Source organism: Prosthecomicrobium sp. N25 (genome assembly GCF_037203705.1).
GTDB lineage: Bacteria > Pseudomonadota > Alphaproteobacteria > Rhizobiales > Ancalomicrobiaceae > Prosthecodimorpha.
On sequence record NZ_JBBCAT010000005.1, the window covers coordinates 113,704 to 138,775 of the forward strand.

Annotated in this window: 20 protein-coding genes; all 20 read left to right on the forward strand. The window is 71.0% G+C overall.

Translation table 11 applies throughout. The annotated features are described in order from the left end of the window. The first annotated feature begins 431 nt into the window (after nucleotides 1–431). Nucleotides 432–884 (forward strand): division/cell wall cluster transcriptional repressor MraZ, encoded by a 453-nt coding sequence (locus WBG79_RS25000; protein WP_337359963.1) that lies wholly within the window; start codon nucleotides 432–434, stop codon nucleotides 882–884. Next, nucleotides 881–1,888 carry a 16S rRNA (cytosine(1402)-N(4))-methyltransferase RsmH gene (gene rsmH / locus WBG79_RS25005; RefSeq protein ID WP_337359964.1) on the forward strand — a complete coding sequence of 336 codons (1,008 nt, stop codon included), beginning with the start codon at nucleotides 881–883 and terminating at the stop codon, nucleotides 1,886–1,888. The genes WBG79_RS25000 and rsmH overlap by 4 nt, the downstream gene beginning before the upstream one ends. After that, nucleotides 1,885–2,364: a cell division protein FtsL gene (gene ftsL / locus WBG79_RS25010; protein ID WP_337359965.1), complete on the forward strand. Its 480-nt coding sequence runs from the start codon at nucleotides 1,885–1,887 to the stop codon at nucleotides 2,362–2,364. The genes rsmH and ftsL overlap by 4 nt, the downstream gene beginning before the upstream one ends. Nucleotides 2,365–2,377: 13 nt before the next feature. Beyond that, nucleotides 2,378–4,075 (forward strand): peptidoglycan D,D-transpeptidase FtsI family protein, encoded by a 1,698-nt coding sequence (locus tag WBG79_RS25015; RefSeq protein ID WP_337359966.1) that lies wholly within the window; start codon nucleotides 2,378–2,380, stop codon nucleotides 4,073–4,075. A gap of 60 nt (nucleotides 4,076–4,135) precedes the next feature. Continuing rightward, entirely contained in the window at nucleotides 4,136–5,593 is a 1,458-nt protein-coding gene (locus WBG79_RS25020; protein ID WP_337359967.1) for a UDP-N-acetylmuramoyl-L-alanyl-D-glutamate--2,6-diaminopimelate ligase, read from the forward strand. Next, nucleotides 5,590–7,023: a UDP-N-acetylmuramoylalanyl-D-glutamyl-2,6-diaminopimelate--D-alanyl-D-alanine ligase gene (locus tag WBG79_RS25025; protein ID WP_337359968.1), complete on the forward strand. Its 1,434-nt coding sequence runs from the start codon at nucleotides 5,590–5,592 to the stop codon at nucleotides 7,021–7,023. Before WBG79_RS25020 ends, WBG79_RS25025 begins: the two co-directional genes overlap by 4 nt. Before the next feature lie 20 nt (nucleotides 7,024–7,043). Further along, a complete protein-coding gene (mraY, locus tag WBG79_RS25030; protein WP_337359969.1) occupies nucleotides 7,044–8,126 on the forward strand; it encodes a phospho-N-acetylmuramoyl-pentapeptide-transferase in 1,083 nt (360 codons plus the stop codon). 4 nt (nucleotides 8,127–8,130) lie between these two features. After that, complete coding sequence (murD, locus tag WBG79_RS25035; RefSeq protein ID WP_337359970.1) at nucleotides 8,131–9,528, forward strand: UDP-N-acetylmuramoyl-L-alanine--D-glutamate ligase; 1,398 nt, start codon at nucleotides 8,131–8,133, stop codon at nucleotides 9,526–9,528. A gap of 118 nt (nucleotides 9,529–9,646) precedes the next feature. Beyond that, on the forward strand, nucleotides 9,647–10,828 hold the full coding sequence (gene ftsW, locus WBG79_RS25040) for a putative lipid II flippase FtsW (RefSeq protein ID WP_337359971.1): 1,182 nt from the start codon (nucleotides 9,647–9,649) through the stop codon (nucleotides 10,826–10,828). After that, nucleotides 10,825–11,913 carry an undecaprenyldiphospho-muramoylpentapeptide beta-N-acetylglucosaminyltransferase gene (gene murG / locus WBG79_RS25045; protein ID WP_337359972.1) on the forward strand — a complete coding sequence of 363 codons (1,089 nt, stop codon included), beginning with the start codon at nucleotides 10,825–10,827 and terminating at the stop codon, nucleotides 11,911–11,913. Before ftsW ends, murG begins: the two co-directional genes overlap by 4 nt. 75 nt (nucleotides 11,914–11,988) lie before the next feature. After that, nucleotides 11,989–13,425: a UDP-N-acetylmuramate--L-alanine ligase gene (murC, locus tag WBG79_RS25050; protein ID WP_337359973.1), complete on the forward strand. Its 1,437-nt coding sequence runs from the start codon at nucleotides 11,989–11,991 to the stop codon at nucleotides 13,423–13,425. Beyond that, the gene (gene murB, locus WBG79_RS25055) at nucleotides 13,422–14,369 is read left to right on the forward strand and encodes a UDP-N-acetylmuramate dehydrogenase (RefSeq protein ID WP_337359974.1); all 948 of its coding nucleotides are present in this window, start codon (nucleotides 13,422–13,424) and stop codon (nucleotides 14,367–14,369) included. Before murC ends, murB begins: the two co-directional genes overlap by 4 nt. An 85-nt stretch (nucleotides 14,370–14,454) precedes the next feature. Then, nucleotides 14,455–15,384 (forward strand): D-alanine--D-alanine ligase, encoded by a 930-nt coding sequence (locus tag WBG79_RS25060; RefSeq protein ID WP_337359975.1) that lies wholly within the window; start codon nucleotides 14,455–14,457, stop codon nucleotides 15,382–15,384. Continuing rightward, the gene (locus WBG79_RS25065) at nucleotides 15,372–16,292 is read left to right on the forward strand and encodes a cell division protein FtsQ/DivIB (protein ID WP_337359976.1); all 921 of its coding nucleotides are present in this window, start codon (nucleotides 15,372–15,374) and stop codon (nucleotides 16,290–16,292) included. Before WBG79_RS25060 ends, WBG79_RS25065 begins: the two co-directional genes overlap by 13 nt. After that, nucleotides 16,289–17,608, forward strand: a complete 1,320-nt coding sequence (gene ftsA / locus WBG79_RS25070) for a cell division protein FtsA (protein ID WP_337359977.1) — start codon at nucleotides 16,289–16,291, stop codon at nucleotides 17,606–17,608. Before WBG79_RS25065 ends, ftsA begins: the two co-directional genes overlap by 4 nt. Nucleotides 17,609–17,758: 150 nt before the next feature. Beyond that, nucleotides 17,759–19,567: a cell division protein FtsZ gene (gene ftsZ / locus WBG79_RS25075; protein ID WP_337359978.1), complete on the forward strand. Its 1,809-nt coding sequence runs from the start codon at nucleotides 17,759–17,761 to the stop codon at nucleotides 19,565–19,567. Nucleotides 19,568–19,863: 296 nt separating this feature from the next. Further along, on the forward strand, nucleotides 19,864–20,817 hold the full coding sequence (lpxC, locus tag WBG79_RS25080) for a UDP-3-O-acyl-N-acetylglucosamine deacetylase (RefSeq protein ID WP_337359979.1): 954 nt from the start codon (nucleotides 19,864–19,866) through the stop codon (nucleotides 20,815–20,817). 271 nt (nucleotides 20,818–21,088) lie between these two features. After that, a complete protein-coding gene (locus WBG79_RS25085; RefSeq protein WP_337359980.1) occupies nucleotides 21,089–21,946 on the forward strand; it encodes an outer membrane protein assembly factor BamD in 858 nt (285 codons plus the stop codon). Between the two features lie 131 nt (nucleotides 21,947–22,077). After that, nucleotides 22,078–23,760, forward strand: coding sequence for a DNA repair protein RecN (gene recN / locus WBG79_RS25090; protein ID WP_337359981.1), 1,683 nt, complete (start codon nucleotides 22,078–22,080; stop codon nucleotides 23,758–23,760). A 213-nt stretch (nucleotides 23,761–23,973) separates the two neighbouring features. Further along, entirely contained in the window at nucleotides 23,974–25,005 is a 1,032-nt protein-coding gene (locus WBG79_RS25095; RefSeq protein WP_337359982.1) for a methyl-accepting chemotaxis protein, read from the forward strand. Nucleotides 25,006–25,072 lie beyond the last annotated feature (67 nt).

The following is a 25,072-nucleotide window of genomic DNA, read 5'->3' on the forward strand; positions in this document are numbered from 1 at the left end:
CCCGCGCTGCGGCGCGACCGTGACGCCACGGCCACGCCATCGGATTCCCGTATGCCGGACGCAGCGGCCCTGCCGGCCGGCTCCGGGCCTCAGGCCTGGGCGGCCGGGCGCCCGGGCGGGACGTTCTGGATCTGAAATGTTGAATCGATTCAGCGCCGTTCAGCCGGGTTCCTCAACCGCTCGTTAACCTTGCTCAGGTCTGAATGGAGGCCCGTGTCCGACTGTGGACGGGGCGGCCGATTCCATTGACGCCCATATGAGCCCATGTTATCCCAAATCGTCCCGTTCGCGCTTTCGGTCTCTCCGACCGACCGGTGCCGGAGCCGCCGTCGCGGCCCCGCTCCCGGCTCCCTTGCGCGCGGTCCGGGTGTCTTTTCAGCGGGATTTCAGCCATCCGTCAGGAGCGGCGCAGGTCGTGAGCGGGGAGGGGAATGGAGCGGTTTCTCGGCCGGCACCCCAAGCGCATCGACGCCAAGGGGCGCGTCTCGATCCCGGCCCCGTTCCGAGCGGTCCTGGTGCGCGACGGCTTCGAGGGGCTGTTCTGCGTGAGGGCGCTCTCCCAGCCGGCCGTGGAGGCGGGCGGCCATGCGCTGATCCGGCAGATCGACGCAGTGGTGGACGCGCACGACCCCTTCTCGCCGGAGCACCTGCTTCTGGCCACGACCCTGATGGGCGCGGGCGATACGCTGACCATCGACGGCGAGGGCCGGATCGTCGTGCCGGACTGGATCCGCACGGCGACGGGGGCCGCGGACGAGCTCGTCTTCGTCGGCCTCGGGCAGAAGTTCCAAATCTGGGCACCGGAAGCCTTCGGGCGCTTCGAGGCGGAGGCGCGGGAGGCCGCGGCCGCGTTGATCGCCCGAACCCGCGGGGGCGCAGCATGACCGACGCGGAACGCCACGTGCCCGTCATGCTCGGGCCGGTGCTGGCGCATCTGGCGCCCAAGCCGGGCGAGCTGCACGTGGACGGCACCTTCGGCAACGGCGGCTACAGCCGCGCGATCCTGGCGGCCGGCGCCGCGGTGATCGCCATCGACCGCGACCCGGACGCGATCGCGCGCGGGCAGGCGCTGGTCGGCGGGTCCGGCGGCCGGCTGACCCTGGTGGAGGGGCGCTTCGGCGATCTCGACGAGCATGTCCGGGCGGCGGGGCACATGTCGGCCGACGGGGTGGTGCTCGACGTCGGGGTCTCCTCGATGCAGCTCGACGAGGCGGAGCGGGGCTTCTCGTTCCGGTTCGACGGTCCGCTCGACATGCGCATGAGCCGCTCGGGGCCGAGCGCGGCGGACGTCGTCAACGCGACGCCGGAGCGGGAGCTCGGCCGTATCCTGTATCTGCTCGGCGAGGAGCGGAAGGCGAACCAGCTCGCGCGGGCGATCGTCCGTCGGCGCGAGAGCACGCCTTTCGTGGGGACGCGCGACCTCGCGGACCTCTGCGAGCGGGTGCTCGGCCGCCCGAGGCGGGACGAGATCCATCCCGCGACGCGGACCTTCCAGGCGCTGCGCATCCACGTGAACGGCGAACTCGACGAGCTCGCCCGGGCGCTTGGCGCGGCCGAGCGGCTGCTGTCGGAGGGAGGGCGGCTGGTGGTCGTCTCCTTCCATTCGCTCGAGGACCGGATCGTCAAGCGCTTCATGGCCGACCGCTCGCGCGACCGGGCCGGCGGCTCCCGGCATGCGCCCGAGACCCTGGTGCCGGACCCGACCTTCACGCTCCTCGCCAAGGGCGCGGTCGAGCCGGACGCCGAGGAGGTGGCTGCCAACCCGCGGGCCCGCTCGGCGAAGCTTCGGGCCGCTCGCCGGACGGCGGCGCCGGCGCGTGCCGTCGATGCGGCGGCGCTCGGGGTGCCCGAGGTCGAGACCCGCGGATCGGGGAGGGGCCGGGCATGATGCGGACGATCAATATCCTGCTCGTCGGCGGCATGCTGGCCGGGGCCGGCTACGTCTACTACCTGAAGTACGACGCGGAGCGGGCGACGACCCATCTGGCCCAGCTCAACCGCAAGATCCAGCAGGAGCGCGAGACGATCGCGACGCTGAAGGCGGAATGGAGCCTCCTCAACCAGCCCCGTCGCCTGCAGGAGATGACCGAGCGCTACCACACCTACCTGGAGCTGGAGCCGCTCGACCCGAACCAGGTGGCGACCATCGACGAGATCCCGTTCCGCAGCGCCGTGCCGGCTGCTTCCGCGGACGCCGCCGGCGCCCGGAAGGACCTCAAGGGCGTGGCGGCGATCAAGCCGATCGACATCACCGGCACGGTGAAGAAGACCGGCGAGCGGCTGACCGGCAAGACCGACAAGCCGGCCGAGCCCAAGGGCATCGACCCCCGACCCAACGACCCCCTCAACAGCATCCTGAGATAGGCGGATCGGCGACATGGCCCTGACCGACACCCCAGCGCCGGCCGACCGCACGGAACGGCCCTCCGCCCCGGCACCGCGCAGCGCGATCGGCAAGGTCCGGCTGCGCTTCGCCATGGCGTGCTTCCTGGGCGTCTATGGCGTGATCGCCGGCAAGCTCGTCTATCTCGGCGTGAAGGGCCCGGAGCACACCGGCTCGGTGGCGATCGTCAACCAGACCTCGCCGCGTCCCGACCTCCTCGACCGCAACGGCGAGGTGCTGGCGACGGACATCAAGACGTCCTCGCTCTTCGCCGAGCCCAACCACATCCTCGACGTCGACGAGGCCGTGGAGGCGCTTGCCAGCGTGCTGCCGGAGATGCGCGACGCCTCCGTCCGCCACAAGCTCAGGAGCGGCGCCAAGTTCGTCTGGCTGAAGAGGGAGATCACCCCGGAGCAGCGCTTCCGCATCCACCGCCTCGGCATTCCCGGGATCGGCTTCCGAGACGAGAACAAGCGCTTCTATCCGGGCGGCGGCATGGTCAGCCATGTGGTCGGCCACGTCAACATCGACAACCAGGGCATCGCCGGGATCGAGAAGTACATCGACGACGAAATGGGCCTCGGCGACTTGCACAAGCTCGGCATGGTGCCCGACCGGGGGCTCGAGCCGCGCCGGCTGTCGCTCGACCTGCGCGTGCAGCACGTGGTGCGCGACGAGCTGTCGGCCGCCAAGGAGCGCTACCAGGCGGTCGCGGCGGTGGGCATCGTGCTCGACGTGCACACGGGCGAGGTCATCGCCATGTCGTCGCTGCCCGACTACGACCCGAACGACCCCGCGCAGGCGCTCGAGAAGGACCGCATGAACCGGGCGACCGGCGGCGTCTTCGAGATGGGCTCGGTCTTCAAGACCTTCAACTCGGCGATGGCGCTCGATTCCGGCAAGATCGGGCTCAACGACAGCTTCGACGCGCGCGGCGGCCTGTCGTTCGGCGGCGCCCGGATCTCCGACTTCCACGGCAAGAACCGCGTGTTGTCGGTGCCGGAGATCTTCATCTACTCGTCGAACATCGGCTCGGCCAAGATGGCGATGCGGGTCGGCGCGCAAGCGCAGTACGACTTCTTCTCCAAGATGGGCTTCCATTCCAAGATCCCCATGGAGCTGCCCGAAAACGCGCTGCCGCTCTGGCCCAAGAAGCTCTCGGAGGTGTCGACCGCGACCCAATCCTTCGGGCACGGCATCTCGATCAGCCCCATGCACACGGCCGCGGCGGCGGTCGCGGTGGTCAACGGCGGTCGCTTCATCCCGCCGACCTTCTTCCTGCGCACGGCCGCGGAGGCGAATGCCGTCGCCAAACAGGTGCTGCGTCCGGAGACCAGCGAGAAGATGAAGTATCTCTTCAAGCTCAACGCCGAGCGCGGCTCGGGCCGGCGCGCCGATGTGCCGGGCTACCGGGTCGGCGGCAAGACCGGCACGGCGGAGAAGCTCGAGAACGGCCACTACTCGGGCAACAAGCGCTTCAACTCCTACCTCTCGGCCTTCCCGATCGACGACCCCAAGTACGTCGTTCTCGTGGTGCTCGACGAACCCAAGCCGGAGAAGGAAGTCGGCGCCGCGACGGCCGCGCTCAACGCCGCCCCGACGGTCGGGGCGATCGTCAAGCGCATCGCGCCGATGCTCAACATCGCTCCCCGGTTCGACCTGGCGCCGGCGGCCTTCGCCTCCGCCAATTGACCTCATCATCGCGTTCGGTTACCCGCGTCCCTGGGAATCCCATTTTAGGACGAAGCACCGATGCGCCTCTCCGACCTCGCCCGGGGTCTCGCGATCCCGGGCGCCGCGCCGGCCGCCGATCCGGACGTCTCGGGCCTCACGGCCGACAGCCGCAAGGTGGCTGCCGGCGGCCTGTTCGTCGCGCTCGCGGGCACCCGGGCCGACGGGGCCGGCTTTGCCGCCGACGCGGTCGCGCGCGGGGCGGCGGCGGTGGTGGCGGGGGAGGGCGCGGACATCGGCGCGCTCGCCGTGCCCGTCTTGCGCGTCGCCGATCCGCGGCTCGCCCTCTCGGTGATGGCGGCGCGCTTCTATCGCCGCCAGCCGGAGACGATCGTGGCGGTCACGGGCACGAGCGGCAAGACCTCGGTCGCCGCCTTCGTGCGCCAGGTCTGGGCGGCGACGGGTCGGGCGGCGGCGTCGATCGGCACGGTCGGCGTGGTCAGCCCCAAGGGGGCCGTCTACGGGTCGCTGACGACGCCGGATCCGGTCGACCTCGCCCGCACGCTCGCCGATCTCGCCGCCGACGGCGTGACGCATGCCGCGCTCGAAGCCTCCTCGCACGGGCTCGACCAGCGGCGGCTCGACGGAGTCCGGCTCGCGGCGGGAGCCTTCACCAACCTGTCCCGGGACCACCTCGACTACCATCCGTCGGTCGAGGCCTATTTCGACGCCAAGATGCGGCTCTTCGAGGCCCTGCTGGCGCCCGGCCAGCCGGCCGTCGTCGACGTGGACACCGAGGCCGGGCGGGCGGCGGCGGCGCGGGCGAAGCGGCGGGGGCTTACGGTGTTCGCGGTCGGCCGCACGGGCGGCGACTTCCGTGTGACGCGGACCGAGCCCGACGGCTTCCGGCAGATCGTCACGGTGGACGCCGCCGGCCGCAGCCACACGATCCGGCTGCCGCTGCTCGGCACGTTCCAGGTCTCCAACGCGCTGGTGGCGGCCGGCCTCTGCACCGTCACGGGCACCGATGCCGGGGCCGCGCTCGGCGCGCTCGAGGGACTGGTCGGCGCCTCGGGGCGGCTCGACCTCGTCGGGACGACGCCGGAAGGCGCGCCCGTGTTCGTCGACTACGCGCACAAGCCGGACGCGCTGGAGAAGGTGCTCGAGGCGCTGCGCCCCTATACGCGCGGACGGCTCGTCGTGGTGTTCGGCTGCGGCGGCGACCGCGATCCCGGCAAGCGGCCGATCATGGGCGAGATCGCGACCCGGCTCGCCGACATCACGGTCGTCACCGACGACAATCCGCGCAGCGAAGACCCGGCGGCGATCCGGCGGGCGATCCTTGCGGCGGCGCCGGGCGCGCTGGAGATCGGCGACCGGCAGGCCGCCATCGAGGCGGGGGTCGCGATGCTGGGGGCCGGGGACATCCTGGTCGTCGCCGGCAAGGGACACGAAACCGGCCAGATCGTCGGCGATCGGGTACTCACCTTCTCGGACCACGATGCCGCCCGGGCGGCGCTCGCAAAGGCAGGCTCATGACAGCTCCGCTCTGGACCCTCGACGCGCTCGCGACGGCCTGCCGGGGCCGCATCGTCGGCGCCCCCGCGGCGGCGATCACGGGCATCTCGATCGACAGCCGGACGATCCTGCCCGGCGAGGCCTTCTTCGCCATCCGGGGCGACGTGCACGACGGGCACGGCTTCGTGGCCAAGGCGCTCGCGGCCGGCGCAGGGGTCGCGGTGGTGGCGGAGGAGAAGCTCGCCGACATGCCGGGCGGGGGCCGCTACGTGGTGGTCGACGACGTCCTGGAGGCGCTGCGGCGGCTCGGCGTCGCGGCGCGGGCGCGGACGGGGGCGAAGATCGTGGCGGTGACCGGCTCGGTCGGCAAGACCTCCACCAAGGAGGCGCTCCGGCTGGTCCTGTCAGCCCAGGGCCGGGTGCATGCCTCGGTGGCCTCCTTCAACAATCACTGGGGCGTGCCGCTGACGCTCGCCCGCATGCCGGCCGACGTCGACTTCGGGGTCTTCGAGATCGGCATGAACCACGCCGGCGAGATCACGCCGCTGACCCGGATGGTGCGCCCGCACGTGGCGATCGTCACCACGGTGGCGGCGGTGCACCTGGAGTTTTTCGCGAGCGTCGACGACATCGCGCGCGCCAAGGCGGAGATCTTCCTGGGCCTGGAGCCGGGCGGCGCGGCCGTTGTCAACGGCGACATCGAGCAGACCCCGATCCTGATCGAGGCCGCGCGCGCCGTCGGGGCGCGGGTGGTGACGTTCGGCGAGGGCGAGGGCCTGGACAGCCGGCTGGGCACCATCGCGCTGCTGCCGGACTGCTCGACCCTCAAGGCGACGGTGCTCGGCGAGCCGGTGACGGCCAAGATCGGGGCGCCGGGCCGGCACGTGGCGGTCAACGCGCTGGCGGTGCTCTCGGCCGCGGTGCTCGCCGGGGCGGACCTCGCCCGCGCGGCGCTGGCACTCGCCGATCTCGCGCCGCCCGAGGGGCGGGGCCAGCGATCGTCGCTCCGGATCGGCAAGAGCGAGGCGCTGCTGCTGGACGAGAGCTACAATGCCAACCCGGCCTCCATGCGGGCGGCGATCGACCTTCTCGGCCAGATGCCCGTCGGGCTGCGCGGGCGGCGGATCGCGGTCCTCGGCGACATGCTGGAACTGGGCGAGACCGGACCGGCCTTGCATGCCGGGCTCGCCCCCGCGCTCGAGGCGGCGGCGATCGACCTTGTCTTCTGCTGCGGCCCGCTGATGCGCTCGCTGTGGCAGGCCTTGCCGGCCGAGCGGCGGGGCGCGTATGCGGAGACTTCGAACGACCTGCAGCCGATTCTCCTCGAGGCCGTCTCGGCGGGCGACGCCGTGATGGTCAAAGGGTCCCTGGGCAGCCGCATGGGGCCTATCGTCAAGGCTCTCCAGGCCCGCCACGGGGCCGTCGCGGTCTCTGAAGACGCATCGGCCTGACCGGCCCGGAGGCTCCTGACGTGCTCTACCTGCTCGGTGATTTCTCCGACAAGCTCAACGCCCTCAACGTTTTCCGTTACATCACCTTCCGAACCGGCGGCGCCATCCTGACGGGGCTCGCCTTCGTGTTCATGTTCGGGCCGGCGATCATCAACACGCTGCGGGTCAAGCAGGGGAAGGGGCAGCCGATCCGTGCAGACGGGCCGCAGTCGCACCTTGCGAAGAAGGGGACGCCGACCATGGGCGGGCTGATGATCCTCTCCGGGGTCATCTTCTCGACCCTGCTGTGGGTCAACCTCACCAACATCTACATCTGGGTCGTGCTGATCGTCATGGTCGGCTTCGGCATGATCGGCTTCTTCGACGACTACCTGAAGGTGACCAAGCAGTCCCACAAGGGATTTTCCGGGCGCCAGCGGCTGGCGCTCGAGTTCCTGATCGCCGGCGTGGCGGTGTGGACCATCATGGCGGCGGGCCGGGCCCCCTTCTCGTCGTCGTTGACCTTCCCGTTCTTCAAGGACCTGCTCCTCAACCTCGGCTGGTTCTTCATCCTGTTCGGCGCCGTGGTGATCGTCGGGGCGGGCAACGCGGTCAACCTGACGGACGGCCTCGACGGGCTCGCGATCGTGCCGGTGATGATCGCGGCGGGGAGCTTCGGCGTCATCGCCTACGCGACCGGCAACGCGGTGTTCGCCGACTACCTCAACATCAACCACACGCCGGGCACGGGCGAGCTCGCGGTGGTGCTCGGAGCGGTGATCGGGGCGGGGCTCGGCTTCCTCTGGTTCAACGCGCCGCCCGCGGCGATCTTCATGGGCGACACCGGGTCGCTGGCGCTCGGGGGCCTGCTCGGCACGGTCGCGGTCGCCACCAAGCACGAGATCGTGCTCGCCATCATCGGCGGCATCTTCGTGCTGGAAGCCGCCTCGGTGATCATCCAGGTGGCGAGCTTCAAGCTGACCGGCAAGCGCGTCTTCAAGATGGCGCCGATCCACCACCATTTCGAACAGCTCGGCTGGAAGGAGCCGCAGGTCGTCATCCGCTTCTGGGTGATCGCCTTCGTGCTCGCGCTGATCGGGCTTTCGACCCTCAAGCTGCGGTGAGCCGATGATCCCGGTCGAGACCTTCGCGGGCAGGCGCGTCGCGGTGTTCGGGCTCGGCGGCTCCGGGATGGTGACCGCCGAGGCCCTGCGGGCCGGCGGCGCGGAGGCGATCGTGGCGGACGACAACGCCGCCGCGATGGACCGGGCCCGGGCGGCGGGTCTTTCGACGACGCCCTTCGAGGAGCTCGACTGGCGCAGCCTGTCGGCCCTCGTGCTGTCGCCGGGCGTGCCGCTCACCCATCCGAAGCCGCACTGGAGCGTGGACCTCGCGATCGGGCACGGCGTGCCGGTCATTGGCGACGTCGAGCTGTTCGCCCGCGAGCGCCGGGCGCGCTGCCCGGAGGCGCCCTTCGTGGCCATCACGGGCACAAACGGCAAGTCGACCACGACGGCGCTGATCGCGCATCTGCTCCGGCACGCGGGGCGGGACGTGGAGATGGGCGGCAACATCGGCCGCGCCGTCCTGTCGCTCGATCCGCCGCAGCCCGGTCGCCACTACGTGGTGGAGTGCTCGTCCTTCCAGATCGACCTCGCGCCGAGCCTCGACCCCACTGTGGGCATCCACCTGAACCTCTCCGAGGACCACCTCGACCGGCACGGGACGATGGCCAACTACGCGGCCATCAAGGAACGGCTGGTGGCGGGGGCGAAGACGGCCGTGGTCGGGGTCGACGATCCGCTGTCGACCGCCATCGCGGACCGGATCGAGCAGGCCGGCACCCGGGTCGTCCGCATCTCCAACCGGCGGCCGCTGCCGCACGGCTTCTACTACGAGGCCGGGCACGTGGTCGAAGCCGCGACCGCCTCGGCCACCGTGGTCGGCGACCTCGGCGGGATCTCGTCGCTGCGCGGCGCCCACAACGGGCAGAACGCGGCGGCGGCGATCGCGGCCGTCCGGGCGCTGGGGCTCGACGCGCGCACCATCATGGCGGGGCTGAAGACCTTCCCCGGGCTGCCGCACCGCATGGAACTGATCGGCCGGCTGGGGCGGACGCTGTTCGTCAACGACTCCAAGGCGACCAACGCGGATTCGACCGCGCAGGCGCTGGCGAGCTTCGACCGCATCTACTGGATCGTCGGCGGCAAGCCCAAGACGGGCGGCATCACCAGCCTGGAAGGCTTCTTCCCGCGCCTCGCCAAGGCCTACCTGATCGGCGTCTCGACGGAGGAGTTCGCGGCGACCCTCGAGGGGCGTGTGCCGTTCGAGCGATCCGGCACCATCGCGGCGGCGCTCGGGCAAGCGACACGGGATGCCGCGGCCGACGGCGCGGCCGAGCCCGTCGTCCTGCTGTCGCCCGCCTGCGCGTCCTACGACCAGTTCAGGAATTTCGAGGAGCGCGGCGACCATTTCCGCAGCCTCGTCCGGGACATCCCGGGCCTGGTGGGGCGGGGCGAGCGTTGAGCGTGGGCGTCCGCGGTCGGCTAACGAAGTATCAACGTTAAGCTTTTATGAGTCGCACCAAGGCATTCGCGCATCCTGTTCGAGAACCGCGCGAAGGCCTTCACAAACGGGGAGAGCCATGGTCGCCCGCACGGACCGTTCGAGCTTCGCAGCCTGGTGGTGGACGATCGACCGGGTCCTGCTCGCCGGCTTCCTGGCGCTGATGGTGACGGGGCTGGTGCTGTCTTTCGCGGCGAGCCCGCCGGTCGCCGAGCGCATCAACGTGGACAGCTTCCATTTCGTGAAGCGGCACGCGGCCTTCTTCGTGCCGGCGCTCCTGATCCTGGTGGCCGGGTCCTTCATGAGCCCGCGCACGGTGCGCCGGGTGGCGCTCGTTTCGCTCCTCATCGGGATCGCGCTGCTCGGGGCGACGCTCCTGTTCGGCCAGGAGGTCAAGGGCTCGCGACGCTGGATCAGCCTCGCCGGGCTCTCGATCCAGCCGTCCGAGTTCGTCAAGCCGGCCTTCGTGATCGTCATCGCCTGGCTCTTCGCGGAGCGGCAGCGGCGGCCGGAAATCCCCGGCAACCTCTTCGCCATCATGCTTCTCGGGGTCGTCATGGGGCTCCTCGTCGCGCAGCCGGACTTCGGCCAGACGGTGCTGACCGTCACGGCCTGGGGCGCGATGTTCTTCGTGGCCGGGGTGTCGCTCTTCTGGGTGATCCTGCTCGGGGTCGCGGGCGTCGGCGGCATCCTGGCTGCCTACGTGATGCTGCCCCACGTGGCGGCGCGCATCGACAAGTTCCTGCCGAAGTTCGACGGGACCGAGGCCCTGAAGCCCGGCTCGGAGAACTACCAAGCGGAACGGGCGATCGACAGCTTCACGAACGGCGGCTGGCTCGGGCGCGGCCCGGGCGAGGGCACGGTCAAATGGATCCTGCCGGACAGCCACACGGACTTCATCCCGGCGGTCCTCGGCGAGGAGTTCGGCATCATCGCCTGCCTGGTGCTCGTCACGGTCTTCGCGGCCATCATCCTGCGCGGCCTCCGCCACGCGCTGCAGAGCGAGGACCTGTTCATCCGGCTGGCGCTGACCGGCCTCGTGACGCTCTTCGGCATCCAGAGCGCCATCAACCTCGCGGTCAACCTGCACCTGGTGCCCTCCAAGGGCATGACGCTGCCCTTCATCTCCTACGGCGGCTCGTCGCTGCTGGCGATCGCCTTCGAGGCGAGCTGCATCCTGGCGCTCACCCGCCGACGCCCGCAGACGACCCGCATCGCCCGGCCGATCGAGGAGACGGCGCTCAGGGAGGCGCTGGCGTGAGCCGGACGGTGCTGGTCGCCGCCGGGGGGACCGGCGGGCATCTCTTCCCGGCGGAATCGCTCGCCGCCGAACTCGGCCGGCGCGGCTTCACGGTCGACCTCGCCACCGACGAGCGGGCCGACCGCTACGGGCGGGCCTTCCCGGCACGGGCCGTGCACATCATCGCGTCCGAGACGGTTCGCGGGCGGAGCCCGGCGGCGCTTGCCCGGACGGCCGCCAAGCTCGGCCTCGGCTTCCTGCAGGCCTGGCGACTCCTGGGGCGGATCCGCCCGGCGGCCGTGGTCGGCTTCGGCGGCTACCCGACCGTACCGCCCATGCTGGCGGCGGCGCTGCGGGGCGTGCCCACGATCCTGCACGACCAGAACGCCGTCATGGGGCGGGCGAACCGCGGGCTCGCGAAGCGGGCTACCCGGATCGCCCTGTCCTTCGCCAAGACCCGCCATGCGGAGAGCTTCGCGGCGAAGGCGGTGCACACCGGCAACCCGGTGCGCGACATGGTGATGGAGGCGGCCACGATCCCGTACGATCCGCCGCAGCCCGGGGGCGACTTCCGGCTCCTGGTGTTCGGCGGCAGCCAGGGGGCGCGGTTCTTCTCGGAGGCCGTGCCGCCGGCCCTCGAACGGCTGCCGGCCGAGCTGCGCGCCCGACTGAAGCTCGTCCAGCAGGTGCGGCCGGAGGACCTCGAGGCGACGCGCGCGGCCTTGTCGCGGCTCGGCATCGAGGCCGAGACGGCGCCCTTCTTCGTCGACCTGCCGGCGCGGATCGCCCGGTCGCATCTCGTCGTCTGCCGCTCCGGCGCCTCGACGGTCGGGGAACTGGCGGTGATCGGCCGACCCGCCATCATGGTGCCGCTCCCCCATGCTCTGGACCAGGATCAGGCCGAGAACGCGCGGACGCTGGAGGAGGCCGGGGGCGGCTGGACGATCCGGCAGGCGGACCTGACGCCCGAGCGGCTGGCCGGCCTCGTCGGCGACTTCATGCGCGAGCCCGGCCGGCTCGCGGCGGCCGCCGCGGCCGCGCGCGGCGAGGGGCGGCCGGACGCGGTGAAGCGGCTGGCGGACCTCGTGGAGGCGGTGGCGCGTTAGCCGGGCCACCCGGCCCGGCCGGACGGCTTCGATTGAACCAAGAGCCGCGGCGCGGCCGAGAACGGAGAACACCTCATGAAGATGCCCACCACGATCGGCCCCGTACACTTCGTGGGGATCGGCGGCATCGGGATGAGCGGCATCGCGGAGGTGCTGCACACGCTCGGCTTCACGGTCCAGGGCTCGGACGTCGCGGACAACTACAACGTCCAGCGGCTGCGCGAGAAGGGCATCGCTGTGGCGATCGGGCACGACGCCGCCAATCTCGGCGACGCGCGGGTGATCGTGGTGTCCTCGGCGATCAAGCGGGACAACCCGGAGCTCGTCGCGGCGCGGGCGCGGCTGCTGCCGGTCGTGCGGCGGGCCGAGATGCTGGCGGAGCTGATGCGCTTCAAGTCGGCGATCGCGATCGGCGGCACGCACGGCAAGACCACCACGACCTCGATGGTGGCGGCGCTGCTCGACGCGGGCGGCATGGACCCGACCGTCATCAACGGCGGCATCATCAACGCCTACGGGACGAACGCCCGGCTCGGGGCGGGGCAGTGGATGGTGGTGGAGTCCGACGAGTCGGACGGCTCCTTCGTCAAGCTGCCGGCCGACATCGCGGTCGTCACCAACATCGACCCGGAGCATCTCGATCACTACGGGGACTTCGACAAAGTCAAGGCGGCGTTCCGGCAGTTCGTCGAGAACGTCCCCTTCTACGGCTTCGCGGTGATGTGCCTCGACCATCCGGAGGTCCAGGCCATGGTTGGGCGGATCGAGGACCGGCGGATCGTCACCTACGGGTCGAACCCGCAGGCCGACGTGCGTTACGGGCAGGTGACCTCGGCGGGGCGCGCCTCGCGCTTCGTGGTCACGGTGCGTGACCGGGTGACCGGCGCCGAGAAGACGATCGACGACCTCGTCGTCAACATGCCGGGAATCCACAACGTGTCGAACGCCACGGCGGCGATCGCGGTCGCCGACCAGCTCGGCATCCCGGCGGAGGCGATCCGCAAGGGGCTCGCCGGCTTCACGGGCGTCAAGCGCCGCTTCACGCTGACCGGCGAGGCCAACGGCGTGCAGATCTTCGACGACTACGGGCATCATCCAGTGGAGATCATGGCCGTGCTGAAGGCGGCGCGCTCGGCGGTCGACGGGGAGGGCAGGGGCGGCCGGGTGGTGGCCGTCATGCAGCCGCACCGCTTCTCGCGGCTCGCCTCCCTGTTCGAGGAGTTCTGCCAGTCCTTCAACGATGCCGACGCGGTCATCGTCGCGGACGTCTACGCGGCCGGAGAGGCGCCGATCCCGGGCATGAGCCGCGATGCGCTCGTCGGCGGCCTCAGGGCGCGCGGGCACCGCAACGTGATGGCGTTGGAGAGCCCCGACCAGCTCGCCCAGATGGTGGGCGGCTTCGTCAAGCCGGGCGACTACGTCGTGTTCCTCGGGGCGGGCAACATCACCCAGTGGGCCTATGCACTGCCGAAGCAGCTCTCGGCATTCGAGGACCAGGGAGTGCGGGCGTGAGCGACCTCCTCGCGCGGATCGGCAAGGACGGCCTCCGCGGCGCGCTACAGCCCGGCTACGACCTCGCGGGACTGACCTGGTTCCGGGCCGGCGGGCCGGCGGAGCTCCTCTTCCAGCCTGCGGACGAGGCCGACCTGGCGCTCTTCATGGAGCGGCTGCCGGCCGACGTGCCGGTCACGGTCATCGGGCTCGGGTCGAACCTGCTGGTGCGCGAAGGGGGCATTCCGGGCGTGACCGTCCGCCTCTCCGCGCGGGGCTTCGGGCAGGTCGAGCCGGAGGGGCCGAACCGGCTCCGGGCCGGGGCGGCGGTGCCGGACAAACGGCTCGCGGAGGCGGCGCTGGCGGCCGGGCTCGGCGGCTTCGCCTTCTACTTCGGCATACCGGGCGGGATCGGCGGGGCCTTGCGCATGAACGCCGGGGCGAACGGCGGGGAGACGCGGCAACGCGTCGTCGAGGTCAGGGCGGTCGACCGCTCGGGCGCGGTCCGGGTGCTCTCGAACGCCGACATGGGCTACGCCTACCGGCATTCCTCGGCGCCCGCCGACCTCGTCTTCACCTCGGCCCTGTTCGAGGGCGAGCCGGCGCCGCCCGAGGAGATCCGTGCCGCCATGGAGGCCGTGACGGCGCACCGGGAGGCGGCGCAGCCGATCCGCTCGCGCACGGGCGGGTCGACCTTCAAGAACCCGCCGGGGCACAGCGCCTGGAAGCTCATCGACGCGGCCGGCTGCCGCGGCCTCACGATCGGGGGCGCGCAGGTCTCGGAGATGCACTGCAATTTCCTGATCAACCTCGGCGAGGCGACGGCCTACGACATCGAGCGGCTCGGCGAGACGGTCAGGGCGCGCGTGCTGGCCTCCTCGGGCGTCCGGCTCGAGTGGGAGATCAAGCGCTTCGGCCGCTTCCCGCCCGCGCGCGAGATCGCCGAGTTCCTGGGCGAGGGCTAGCGCCCGACCCGTCCGCCATCCGCCGGGACCACCCGGCCGTCCCTTCCCTCCGCTCCGTGGAGCGGCGCCTTCGGAGATTCGAATCATGGCCGATCGCAAACACGTCGCGGTGCTGATGGGCGGGTGGGATGCGGAGCGGCCGGTCTCGCTCAACTCCGGCGCGGGTTGCGTGAAGGCGCTCGAGGAGGCCGGATACAGGGTCACGCCGATCGACGTCGACCGTGGCATCGCGGACACACTCGCGGCCCTGAGGCCGGACGTCGCCTTCAACGCGCTGCACGGCCGCTACGGCGAGGGCGGGGCGATCCAGGGGGTCCTGGAGACCCTGCAGATCCCCTACACGCATTCGGGCGTGCTCGCCTCGGCGCTCGCCATGCAGAAGGACAAGGCCAAGATGGTCTTCGCGGCGGTCGGCCTCCCCGTAGCGGAAAGCCGGACCGTCACCCGGTTCGAGGCGGCGCGCGAGCACATCCTGCCGGCGCCCTACGTGGTCAAGCCGGTGGCCGAGGGCTCGTCCTTCGGGGTCATCATCGTCAAGGAGGACCGCAGCCATCCGCCCCAGGAACTGCTGCGCCCGGACTGGCCCTACGGCGAACGGGTGATCGTCGAGCGCTACATCCCGGGGCGGGAGCTGACCTGCGGCGTGATGGGGGACCGAGCCCTTGGAATCACAGAGGTAATCGCGAAGAGCGAGTCCTTCTACGGCTATGACGCGAAGTACGCGCCGGGGGGCTCCGAGCACATTCTTCCGGCGCCGCTTAAACCATTTATTTACCAAGGTATCCAAATGATGGCCGTGAAGGCGCACCAAGCGCTCGGCTGTCGAGGTGTTTCGCGGACGGATTTCCGCTTCGACGACCGGGGCGACGGTGAGGGCGAGATCGTCGTGCTCGAGACCAATACGCAGCCCGGCATGACAGCGACCTCCCTGGTGCCCGAGATGGCGGCTCACGAAGGCATGTCCTTCCCCGAGCTCGTCCGGTGGATGGTGGAGGACGCGAGTTGCGATCGTTAGCGAGACAGGGGCGGTGGACCCGGGCCGCGACCCCGGACGGAGGCGCCCTCTCGGCCGCTCTCCGCCGTGGTCGGATCGGCCGGACCTTCCGTCGTGTCTCGCGCGGGCTCAACGCCACCGCGGAATTCCTGCAGAAGCGCAACGGAACCACCTGGGCTGTCGTCTTCCTCGGCGGCTGGATCTCCTACGGCATGGCGCTCGGCGGCCAGTCGCGGCTGTTCCTGGACGAGGTCACGGCGGCGGCCGGCTTCGCGGTCAGCCAGATCGAGATCCGCGGCCTCGCCGAATCGGACTCGACCGAGATCGTCGACCGGATCGACGTCACCGAGACCTCCTCGCTGCTCATGCTCGACGCCGAAAAGGCGCGGTCGCGAATCGCCGAGATCCCGTGGCTCGCCGACGTGACCGTGAAGAAGGTCTATCCGGCCAAGATCGTCGTCTCGCTGCGCGAGCGGAAGCCCTACGCGCTCTGGCAGGACGACGGGCGAATCAAGGTCGTGGACCAGACCGGCGCGGTCATGTCGGAGGTGCTGCAGGCGAGCCACGCCGACCTGCCGCTCGTGGTCGGGCAAGGCGCCAACACGCGCGCCGCCGAGGCGATCGCCCTCATCAAGTCCGCCCCCTCGCTCCGCTCCAAGATTCGTGCCGCGGTGCTCGTCGCCGAGCGGCGCTGGAACCTCGTCACCGTCGACGGGGTGGAGATCCGCCTGCCGGAGGAGAACCCCGCGCCGGCGCTGGGCGAAATGGCGAAGCTGCAGGAGACCAAGAAGCTCCTGGAGCGGGACATCGACGCGGTCGACCTCAGGACCCCCGACCGGCTCTACATCAAGCTCTCCGACGCGGCCGCCAATGCCCGGAAGGAGCTGATCAAGCAGCGGCTCGCGAAGAAGAAGGCGACGGCGACATGAAGCGCTCGGCTCCCGGCCACGCCGTCCCCCGCATGCGGCCGCTGTCGGCGAAGAAGCCGACGGTGGTGTCGGTCCTCGACGTCGGCTCGTCGAAGGTCGCCTGCCTGATCGCGCGGCTGACGCCGCGCACGCCCGACAAGGTGCTGCCCGGCCGCACCCACGACCTGGCGGTGCTGGGCTACGGCATGCAACGCGCGCGGGGCATGAAGTCCGGGATGGTCGTCGACCTGGAGGAGGCCGAGCAGTCGATCCGCCTCGCGGTCGACGCGGCCGAGCGGATGGCGGGGCTGACCATCGAGAGCCTGATCGTCAACCTGAGCGCCGGGCGGCTGAAGAGCGAGATTTTCCGCGCCAGCGTCGAGGTCGCCGGCCTGGAGGTCGACGAGGCGGACATCCGCCGGGTGCTCGCCGCCGGCGGCGCGCATTCCTGCACGGAGGAGCGCTCGCTCCTGCATTCGCTGCCGATCGGCTACGCGCTCGACGGCGCCAAGGGCATCAAGGACCCGACCGGGATGCTCGGCCGGAAGCTCGCGGTCGACATGCACATCGTCACCGCCGAGACGGCGCCGGTGCGCAACCTGGAGCTCTGCATCAACCGCTGCCACCTCGAGGTCGAGACCATGGTGGCGACCCCCTATGCGGCGGGCCTCTCCACCCTCGTGGACGACGAGAGCGAGCTCGGCGTCGCCTGCGTCGACATGGGCGGCGGCACCACTTCGATCGCGGTCTTCGCCGACGGCCAGTTCTGCCACGTGGACGCCATCGCGATCGGCGGCCAGCACGTCACCATGGACATCGCGCGCGGGCTGTCGACGCGGCTCGCGGACGCCGAACGGATCAAGACGCTGCACGGCTCGGCGCTCGCCACCTCCTCGGACGACCACGAGATCGTGGGCGTGCCGGCGGTCGGCGAGGACAGCCACGACATCATCAACATCCCGCGGGGCTCGCTGACCCGCATCATCCGCCCGCGCATCGAGGAGATCCTCGAACTGACGCGCGACCGGCTGGCCGCCTCCGGCTTCGCAGGCCGGGTCGGGCGGCGGGTGGTGCTGACCGGCGGGGCGAGCCAACTCACCGGCCTCGTCGAGGTGGCCCGGCGCGTGCTCGGACGCAACGTCCGGCTCGGCCGTCCGCTCGGCATCGCCGGGCTGCCGCAGGCCGCCAAGGGGCCGGCCTTCTCGGCCGCCGTCGGGCTCCTGATCTACCCGCAGGTGGCGCAGATCGAGCAGTTCGAGACGCGCTCCCGCGGCATGCAGATGACGGGCACGGGCTATCTGGCCCGGGTCGGCCAGTGGTTTCGCGACAGTTGGTGATGCGTACCGGGTGACGCCCGGTCCGGCGGCCGGCGAGGCCCGCGGGATCCGGGGAGAGAGGACAGGTCCGTCCCGCGCTGTCGGGGCGGGGGACACGGAACAGATGGGATGCTCCCGCCGCGGCGGGTGGTCCGAAGAGGCGAGGGTGCCATGACGTTGAATCTCAAACTGCCCGACATTCGGGAACTCAGGCCGCGGATCACCGTGTTCGGCGTCGGCGGCGCCGGCGGTAACGCCGTCAACAACATGATCACCACGGGGCTCCACGGGGTCGACTTCGTCGTCGCCAACACGGACGCCCAGGCGCTCACCCTCACCAAGTCCGACCGCGTCATCCAGATGGGCGTGGCGGTGACCGAAGGCCTCGGCGCGGGCTCGCAGCCGGAGGTCGGCCGGGCGGCCGCCGAGGAGGTGATCGACGAGATCGCCGACCATCTCTCGGGTGCCCACATGGTGTTCATCACCGCCGGCATGGGCGGCGGCACCGGCACCGGCGCGGCGCCGGTGGTGGCGCGGGCGGCGCGCGAGCAGGGCATCCTGACCGTCGGCGTCGTGACGAAGCCGTTCCACTTCGAGGGCGCGCGGCGCATGCGCGTCGCCGAGCAGGGCATCGCCGAACTTCAGAAGAGCGTCGACACCCTCATCGTCATCCCGAACCAGAACCTGTTCCGAATCGCCAACGAGCGCACCACCTTCGCGGACGCCTTCGCGATGGCGGACCAGGTCCTCTACTCGGGCGTCGCCTGCATCACCGACCTGATGGTCAAGGAAGGCCTGATCAACCTCGACTTCGCCGATGTCCGCTCGATCATGCGCGGCATGGGCAAGGCGATGATGGGCACGGGCGAGGCCTCGGGCGACAAGCGCGCCCTGCAGGCGGCCGAGGCGGCGATCGCCAACCCGCTCCTCGACGAGACCTCGATGAAGGGCGCGCGCGGCGTGCTCATCTCGATCTCGGGCGGCAAGGACCTCACCCTCTACGAGGTGGACGAGGCCGCGACCCGCATCCGCGAGGAGGTCGACCCGGACGCCAACATCATCCTCGGCGCCACCTTCGACGACAGCCTCGAGGGCGTGGTGCGGGTGTCGGTGGTCGCCACCGGCATCGACCAGGAGCCCGGCGAGGGCCTCGCCACCATCGAGTATCGCCAGCCCGAGCAGCCGGTGCGCCCGCGCACGCCGGTCGCCCGCCAGGCGGCCCCGGCGTCCATCCCGGCGCCGCAGCCGCAGCCTCAGCCGGCCTTCGCGGCGCCCGCCCCGCGCTACGACGAGCCCGCGCCGCTGCAGCGCCGCGACCTCGCCCATGCGGCGGCCCTCCAGGCGGAGGCGGAAGCCCGCATCGAGCGTGAGATCGCCATTCCCGAGCCGCCGACCCAGCCGATCGCGGTGGCGGAGGATCCGGCCGTGACGATCCAGCGCCACTCGCCGGCCCCGGCCGCCTACGAGACGCCCGATCCGATCCACGACCTCGACGAGCCGCACCCGATGCGGCACGAGCCGGAGGTGTCGCGCGATCCCTACATCCCGCCGGCGGCCGCGCAGCCGAGCCAGCCGCGCATGCCGCGCTACGAGGACCTGCCGCGCCCCGGCAAGGCGCTCGCGGCGGCGGCCGGGCACGCGGGCGTCGACCCGCACGGCGACGACGGACGGCGTCCGATGAGCCTGCTGAAGCGCCTCGCCAACGGCTTCTCGCGCCAGCAGGAGGACGAGGTGCCGACCCAGGCGTCCGCGCCGCAGCCGCGCGAGCCGGGCTTCGCCCCGGCTCCGGCGCAGGACTTCGCCCGCCGGCCGCCGGTGCGGCCGCAGGCACCGGAAGCGCCCCCACGCGCTCCGCAGGGCCATCTCGATCCGCACGGCCGAATGCCCCAGGCTTCCGTCGAGCCGCAACCCCGGGCCGCCCGGGTCGGCGACGAGGACCACCTGGAGATTCCGGCCTTCCTGCGGCGGCAGGCCAACTGACGCCACACTCCGTTCCGTTTCGGGACAAGGCCCGGCGCGCCCTCGCGCCGGGCCTTCGCGTTCGTGTCATTCACCGAATTTTAGCAAAGGCCGCAATAGTTTAGACACCGTAGTACCGGTAACAATCCGTAACCAAGCGTGATTTTCCTCGCGGCGAGGGTGCCGCTACCTTCCAGGCTCACGGGATGGGCAAAGGCGTCACGCACGCTGGGTCGCTACCGGATTACGACCAAATCGAGGCTTTCCGCCGGCAGCGGCGCGGAGCCTCCGCTCGGGGTCCCAGGCGGGTGGTGAGAATGGCGCGAAACGGGGTGTACGCCCAGACGACGATCGCCGACACGGTTCGGCTGGTCGGAACAGGGGTTCACAGCGGCGAGCGCGTCTCCCTGGCGCTCCACCCCGCGGACGCCGGCACCGGCATCGTCTTCCTGCGCGGCGACCGGCGCTCCGGTCGCGAGATCGAGATCCGGGCGGACTGGACCAGCGTCTCCGCCACCGAGCTCTGCACCGTCATCGGGGATCCGGCACGCGGCACGGTCGCCACCATCGAGCACCTGATGGCCGCGCTCTCCGGCCTCGGCATCGACAATGTCACGGTCGAGATCGACGGTCCCGAAGTCCCCGTGATGGACGGCAGCGCCCGGGTGTTCGTCGAGGCGATCGAGGGCGTCGGCGTCGAGCCGCTCGCGGAGCGCCGCCGCTACATCAAGGTCCTGAAGCCGATTCGCGTGGAGAGCGGCCATTCCTTCGCGGAGTTGCGTCCGCACGAGGGGACCCGCTTCGAGATCACCATCGACTTCCCGAACACGCTCATCGGCCGGCAGACCTATGCGGCCGACCTGACGGCCAAGACCTTCGTCCGCCATGTCGCCCGGGCCCGGACCTTCGGCTTCGTCTCCGACCTCGAGAAGCTGCTGCCGCTCGGCCTCTGCCGGGGCTCCTCGCTCGAGAACTCCATCGCCATCAAGGACGACCGGGTGCTCAACCCGGAGGGTCTGCGCTACGCCGACGAGTTCGTGCGCCACAAGGCGCTCGACGCGATCGGCGACCTGGCGCTCGCGGGCGGGCCGATCATGGGCCTCTACCGCTCCTACCGGGGCGGCCACCGGCTGAACTTCCAGGCCCTCGCCGCGCTCTTCTCCGACCCGAACGCCTGGTGCATCGTGGAACAGCCCGTGCGGCGCGAGGCTCCCGTCGCCGAGATCGGCGCGGGGCTGCTCGCTCCGGCCTTCGGCCCGGACGTGCGCTGACGATCGCGGCCGACCCGCCGATCGGGACGGCGCCAGTGGCGATCCTCCACCGCCCGTCGCGCGGCCGGGCCTGTGGCACATCCGCCTCGGCCCCGACCCGAAGCAGCCGGCTTCTCCGGATCGCCACAAAAACGGACCAATCCGGACCGAGTGAGGGGCCTCTGCCGCGCTTCGGCTGCCTGCCGGGCGGGCCGGCTGTCCGAAAGCGGTATCTCGGCGACCGGATTTGCTCTAGAAGGCGGCGTCGGGCTCACAGGAACGGTTTCGAGGCATGACGGGTGAAGCGTTGATCATCACGAACCGGACCCCGCGCCTCCGCCCCGTCGCGGCCGTTCTCGTCGCCGTCGCGGCCGGCCTCGGGCTCGCCGCCTGCTCGTCCACGGACGACGGTGCCGACACGACCACGCCGGCGGACGTGCTCTACAACCAGGGCATCGCCGCGATGGCGTCCGGCAAGACCTCGGCGGCGGTCAAGAGCTTCGAGGAGGTCGACCGGCAGCACCCCTATTCGGAGCTCGCCAAGAAGTCGATCCTGCTGCAGGCCTACACGAACTTCGAGAAGGGCTCCTACACGGACGCCATCCAGGCCGCCAAGCGCTTCACGACTCTCTATCCGACCCATCCGGACGCCGCCTATGCGACGTTCCTGATCGGCGAATCCTACTACAAGCAGATCCCCGACATCTCGCGCGACCAGGAACAGACCACGAAGGCGCTCGAGGCCTATACGGAGGTCGTGCAGAAGTTCCCGACCTCGCCCTACGCCAAGGAAGCGCAGAAGAAGCTCGACTTCACGCGCGACCAGCTGGCCGGCAAGGAGATGGACATCGGCCGCTTCTATCTCGCCAAGAAGCAGTACCTGGCGGCCATCAACCGCTTCAAGACGGTGATCTCGCAATACCAGACGACGCGCCATGTCGAGGAGGCGCTGGCGCGTCTCGTCGAGAGCTACTACGCGCTCGGCGTCGTGACGGAGGCGCAGGCGGCCGCGGCCGTGCTCGGGCACAATTTCCCGGACAGTCCCTGGTACAAGGACTCCTACACGCTCCTCAAGACCGGCGGCTACGAGCCGGCCGGGTCGGAGGGAAGCTGGATCACCAAGGCCTTCAAGGGCGTCAAGCTGATCTGAGCCGAGCCGGACGCCTCGCCGCGGGGCGGCGGCGCCGCAGGCCCGCGGACGCCCAGGTTCCTGTTCCGTTCGCGGTCGCGATCTGCTAGACGACTCGGGCGAATCCGTTCGTGGAGGTCGGTCGTCCCGTCATGCTCGCTTCGCTGTCGATCCGCGACATCGTTCTGATCGAACGGCTCGAGATCGACTTCTCGCGCGGGCTCACCGTGCTTACGGGGGAGACCGGTGCGGGCAAGTCGATCCTGCTCGACGCGCTGTCGCTGGCGCTCGGCGGGCGAGGCGACGCCGGGCTGGTGCGCAGCGGAGCAGCCCAGGGACAGGTGACGGCCGTGTTCGACCTGGCGGCCGACCATCCCGCGCGGCGGCTCCTGGCCGACAACGAACTCGACCCGGAGGGCGACCTGATCGTCCGGCGCGTGCAGAGCGCGGACGGGCGGACGCGCGCCTTCGTCAACGACCAGGCGGTCAGCGCCGCGCTGCTGCGGGACCTCGGGGCTCGTCTCGTCGAGATCCACGGCCAGCACGACGACCGGGCGCTGGTCGACGAGCGGGAGCACCGCCGGCTGCTGGATGCCTTCGGGGGCCTGGAGCCGGAGGTCGCCGCCGTCGGCGAGGCCTTCGCGGCGTGGCGCCGGCTCAGCCGCGAGCGGGACCAGGCGCGGGCACGGATCGACGCGGCGCGGCGGGAGGCCGACTACCTGCGCTCGGTGCTCGACGAGCTCGACGCCCTGAAGCCGGAGGAGGGCGAGGAGACCGAGCTCGCCACCCTGCGCCACCGCATGATGCAGGCCGAGAAGGTGGCCGGCGACCTGAAGGAGGCCTTCGACACGCTCGACGGTTCGACCTCGCCGATCCCGACGGTGTCGGGCCTCCTCAGGCGGCTCGAACGCAAGGTGGCGCAGGATGCGCCGGGGCCGATGGAGGCCGTCGTGGCCGCGCTCGGGACGGCGCTCGATGCGCTCGATGAGGCACGGTCGGGGCTCGAGCTGTCGCTTCGCGAGGCCGCGTTCGACCCGCGCGTGCTGGAGCGGACGGAGGAGCGGCTCTTCGCGCTCCGTGCCGCGGCGCGCAAGCACGCCGTGCCGGTCGACGATCTTCCCCGCGTTCGGGCCAGGACGGCGGCGAGCCTGGAGGAACTCGACCACGGGGAGGAACGGCTGGGGCGCCTGACAGAGGAGGCGGAGGCCGCCAGCGGGGTCTATGCGGCGGCGGCGGAGCGCCTCTCCGAGCGGCGGCGGGCGGCGGCCTCGGCGCTGGAGGCGGCGGTCGCGGCGGAGCTGCCGGCGCTGAAGCTCGAGCGCGCGCGCTTCATCGTCGACCTGCAATCGGACGCCAGCCTGGCCGGGGCGGAGGGGAACGACCGGGCGGAGTTCCACGTGCAGACTAATCCGGGCACGCGCGCCGGGCCGATGATGAAGGTCGCCTCCGGGGGTGAGCTCTCGCGCTTCCTGCTCGCCCTCAAGGTTTCGCTGGCCGACCGGGGCTCGGCGCCGACCCTCGTTTTCGACGAGATCGACACCGGCGTGGGCGGGGCGGTCGCGGAGGCGATCGGGCTCAGGCTCGCGCGTCTCGCCGAAAGGGTACAGGTGGTCTCGGTCACGCACGCCCCGCAGGTGGCGGCCCGCGCGGCCTCGCATCTGCTGATCGCCAAGGAGCCCGTGAACGGCGAGCGGGAGGGGGAGGTCAGGGTCGCCACGCGGGTGGTCCCGCTGGAGGCGAAGTCGCGGCGGGAGGAGATCGCCAGGATGCTGGCCGGCGCCGTCATCACGGACGAGGCCCGGGCCGCGGCCGGCCGACTGCTCGCGGGCCGGTAACGGTCCAGGTGCCGCGCAGTTATAAGAACCGATAATACATTGATCTATTGAATTACCAGAATACGTATTCCGGTCTTTTCGATATTTCGCTTATACTGGCGTGTTTTCGCTCCAGAAGATGCACAACATTTCCGCAGTCGATCGGTGGTTTATTTACTATCGGGAAAGTCCGGCGCGGCAATCTTTTCGCAAAACCATTGAGGATGGCGAACGATGGCAAATGCGGTGCAGGTCGACGACGTCTTGTCAGGAGCCATTCGCGCCAAGGATCTCACCGAGGCCAAGATCGCGCAGATCAGGGCGATCACCGGGCGGCTCCGGATCCTGGCGCTCAACGCCATGATCGAGGCGACGCAGGCCGGCGCCCACGGGCGCGGTTTCGCAGTGGTGGCGCAGGAGGTGCGCAACATCTCCACCGAGGTCGAACGGATTTCCGGCTCCTTCGCGAGCGAGCTCGTCTCGGAGATCGCGGCGCTGGAGACTCTGACGCGCCGGATGGCCGAGGACGCGCAGGGGGCTCGGCTGGTTGACCTGGCGCTCAATGCCGTCGAACTGATCGACCGGAACCTCTACGAGCGAAGCTGCGACGTGCGCTGGTGGGCGACCGATTCGGCCGTCGTGGAGGCGCTCGCGGCACCCGGTCCGGAGGCCGGCGCCCATGCCTCCCTTCGCCTCGGCGTCATCCTCGACGCCTATACGGTCTACCTGGACCTCTGGCTGTGCGACATGGACGGTCGGGTGGTCGCCAACGGGCGGCCGGACCGGCACCGGGTGCAGGGCCTGGACGTGCGCGACCGGCCCTGGTTCCAGAAGGGGCGCCTGTTGGCGAGCGGCAACGACTATGCGGTGACGGAGGTCGACGCGGAGCCGGGGCTCGGCCGTGCCCAGGTCGCCACCTATGCGGCGAGCGTGCGGGAGGACGGCGACGCACACGGGCGGCCGCTCGGCATCCTGGCGATCCATTTCGACTGGGAGCCGCAGGCCCGGGCGATCGTGCAGGGGGTGCGCCTGGGGGAGGGCGAGCGCGACCGCACCCGCGTGCTCCTGGTCGACCGCGCACACCGCGTGATCGCGGCCTCGGACGGCCGCGGCCTTCTCACCGAGCGCTTCCCGCTGCGCACCGACGGCGCGCTCTCGGGCAGCTACGGGGAGCCCGGATCGGTGGTCGCCTTCCACCACACGCCCGGCTACGAAACCTACCAGGGCCTCGGCTGGTACGGGGTCATCGTCCAGCGGACGGCGTGACCGCCGCGCCGGCCGCATCGGCTTGAAGCGGGACGGCGGGGCTTCTATCGTCGCGCTCCCGCCGCCG

Excerpts from the sequence above, each read along its gene's own strand:
- murC (WP_337359973.1), top strand. The coding sequence starts at position 11,989 with ATGAAGATGCCCACCACGATCGGCCCCGTACACTTCGTGGGGATCGGC.
- ftsZ (WP_337359978.1), top strand. The coding sequence starts at position 17,759 with ATGACGTTGAATCTCAAACTGCCCGACATTCGGGAACTCAGGCCGCGG.
- ftsL (WP_337359965.1), top strand. The coding sequence starts at position 1,885 with ATGATGCGGACGATCAATATCCTGCTCGTCGGCGGCATGCTGGCCGGG.
- recN (WP_337359981.1), top strand. The coding sequence starts at position 22,078 with ATGCTCGCTTCGCTGTCGATCCGCGACATCGTTCTGATCGAACGGCTC.
- WBG79_RS25095 (WP_337359982.1), top strand. The coding sequence starts at position 23,974 with ATGGCAAATGCGGTGCAGGTCGACGACGTCTTGTCAGGAGCCATTCGC.
- rsmH (WP_337359964.1), top strand. The coding sequence starts at position 881 with ATGACCGACGCGGAACGCCACGTGCCCGTCATGCTCGGGCCGGTGCTG.
- WBG79_RS25085 (WP_337359980.1), top strand. The coding sequence starts at position 21,089 with ATGACGGGTGAAGCGTTGATCATCACGAACCGGACCCCGCGCCTCCGC.
- WBG79_RS25020 (WP_337359967.1), top strand. The coding sequence starts at position 4,136 with ATGCGCCTCTCCGACCTCGCCCGGGGTCTCGCGATCCCGGGCGCCGCG.
- ftsW (WP_337359971.1), top strand. The coding sequence starts at position 9,647 with ATGGTCGCCCGCACGGACCGTTCGAGCTTCGCAGCCTGGTGGTGGACG.
- murD (WP_337359970.1), top strand. The coding sequence starts at position 8,131 with ATGATCCCGGTCGAGACCTTCGCGGGCAGGCGCGTCGCGGTGTTCGGG.
- ftsA (WP_337359977.1), top strand. The coding sequence starts at position 16,289 with ATGAAGCGCTCGGCTCCCGGCCACGCCGTCCCCCGCATGCGGCCGCTG.
- lpxC (WP_337359979.1), top strand. The coding sequence starts at position 19,864 with ATGGCGCGAAACGGGGTGTACGCCCAGACGACGATCGCCGACACGGTT.
- WBG79_RS25000 (WP_337359963.1), top strand. The coding sequence starts at position 432 with ATGGAGCGGTTTCTCGGCCGGCACCCCAAGCGCATCGACGCCAAGGGG.
- WBG79_RS25025 (WP_337359968.1), top strand. The coding sequence starts at position 5,590 with ATGACAGCTCCGCTCTGGACCCTCGACGCGCTCGCGACGGCCTGCCGG.
- WBG79_RS25060 (WP_337359975.1), top strand. The coding sequence starts at position 14,455 with ATGGCCGATCGCAAACACGTCGCGGTGCTGATGGGCGGGTGGGATGCG.
- WBG79_RS25015 (WP_337359966.1), top strand. The coding sequence starts at position 2,378 with ATGGCCCTGACCGACACCCCAGCGCCGGCCGACCGCACGGAACGGCCC.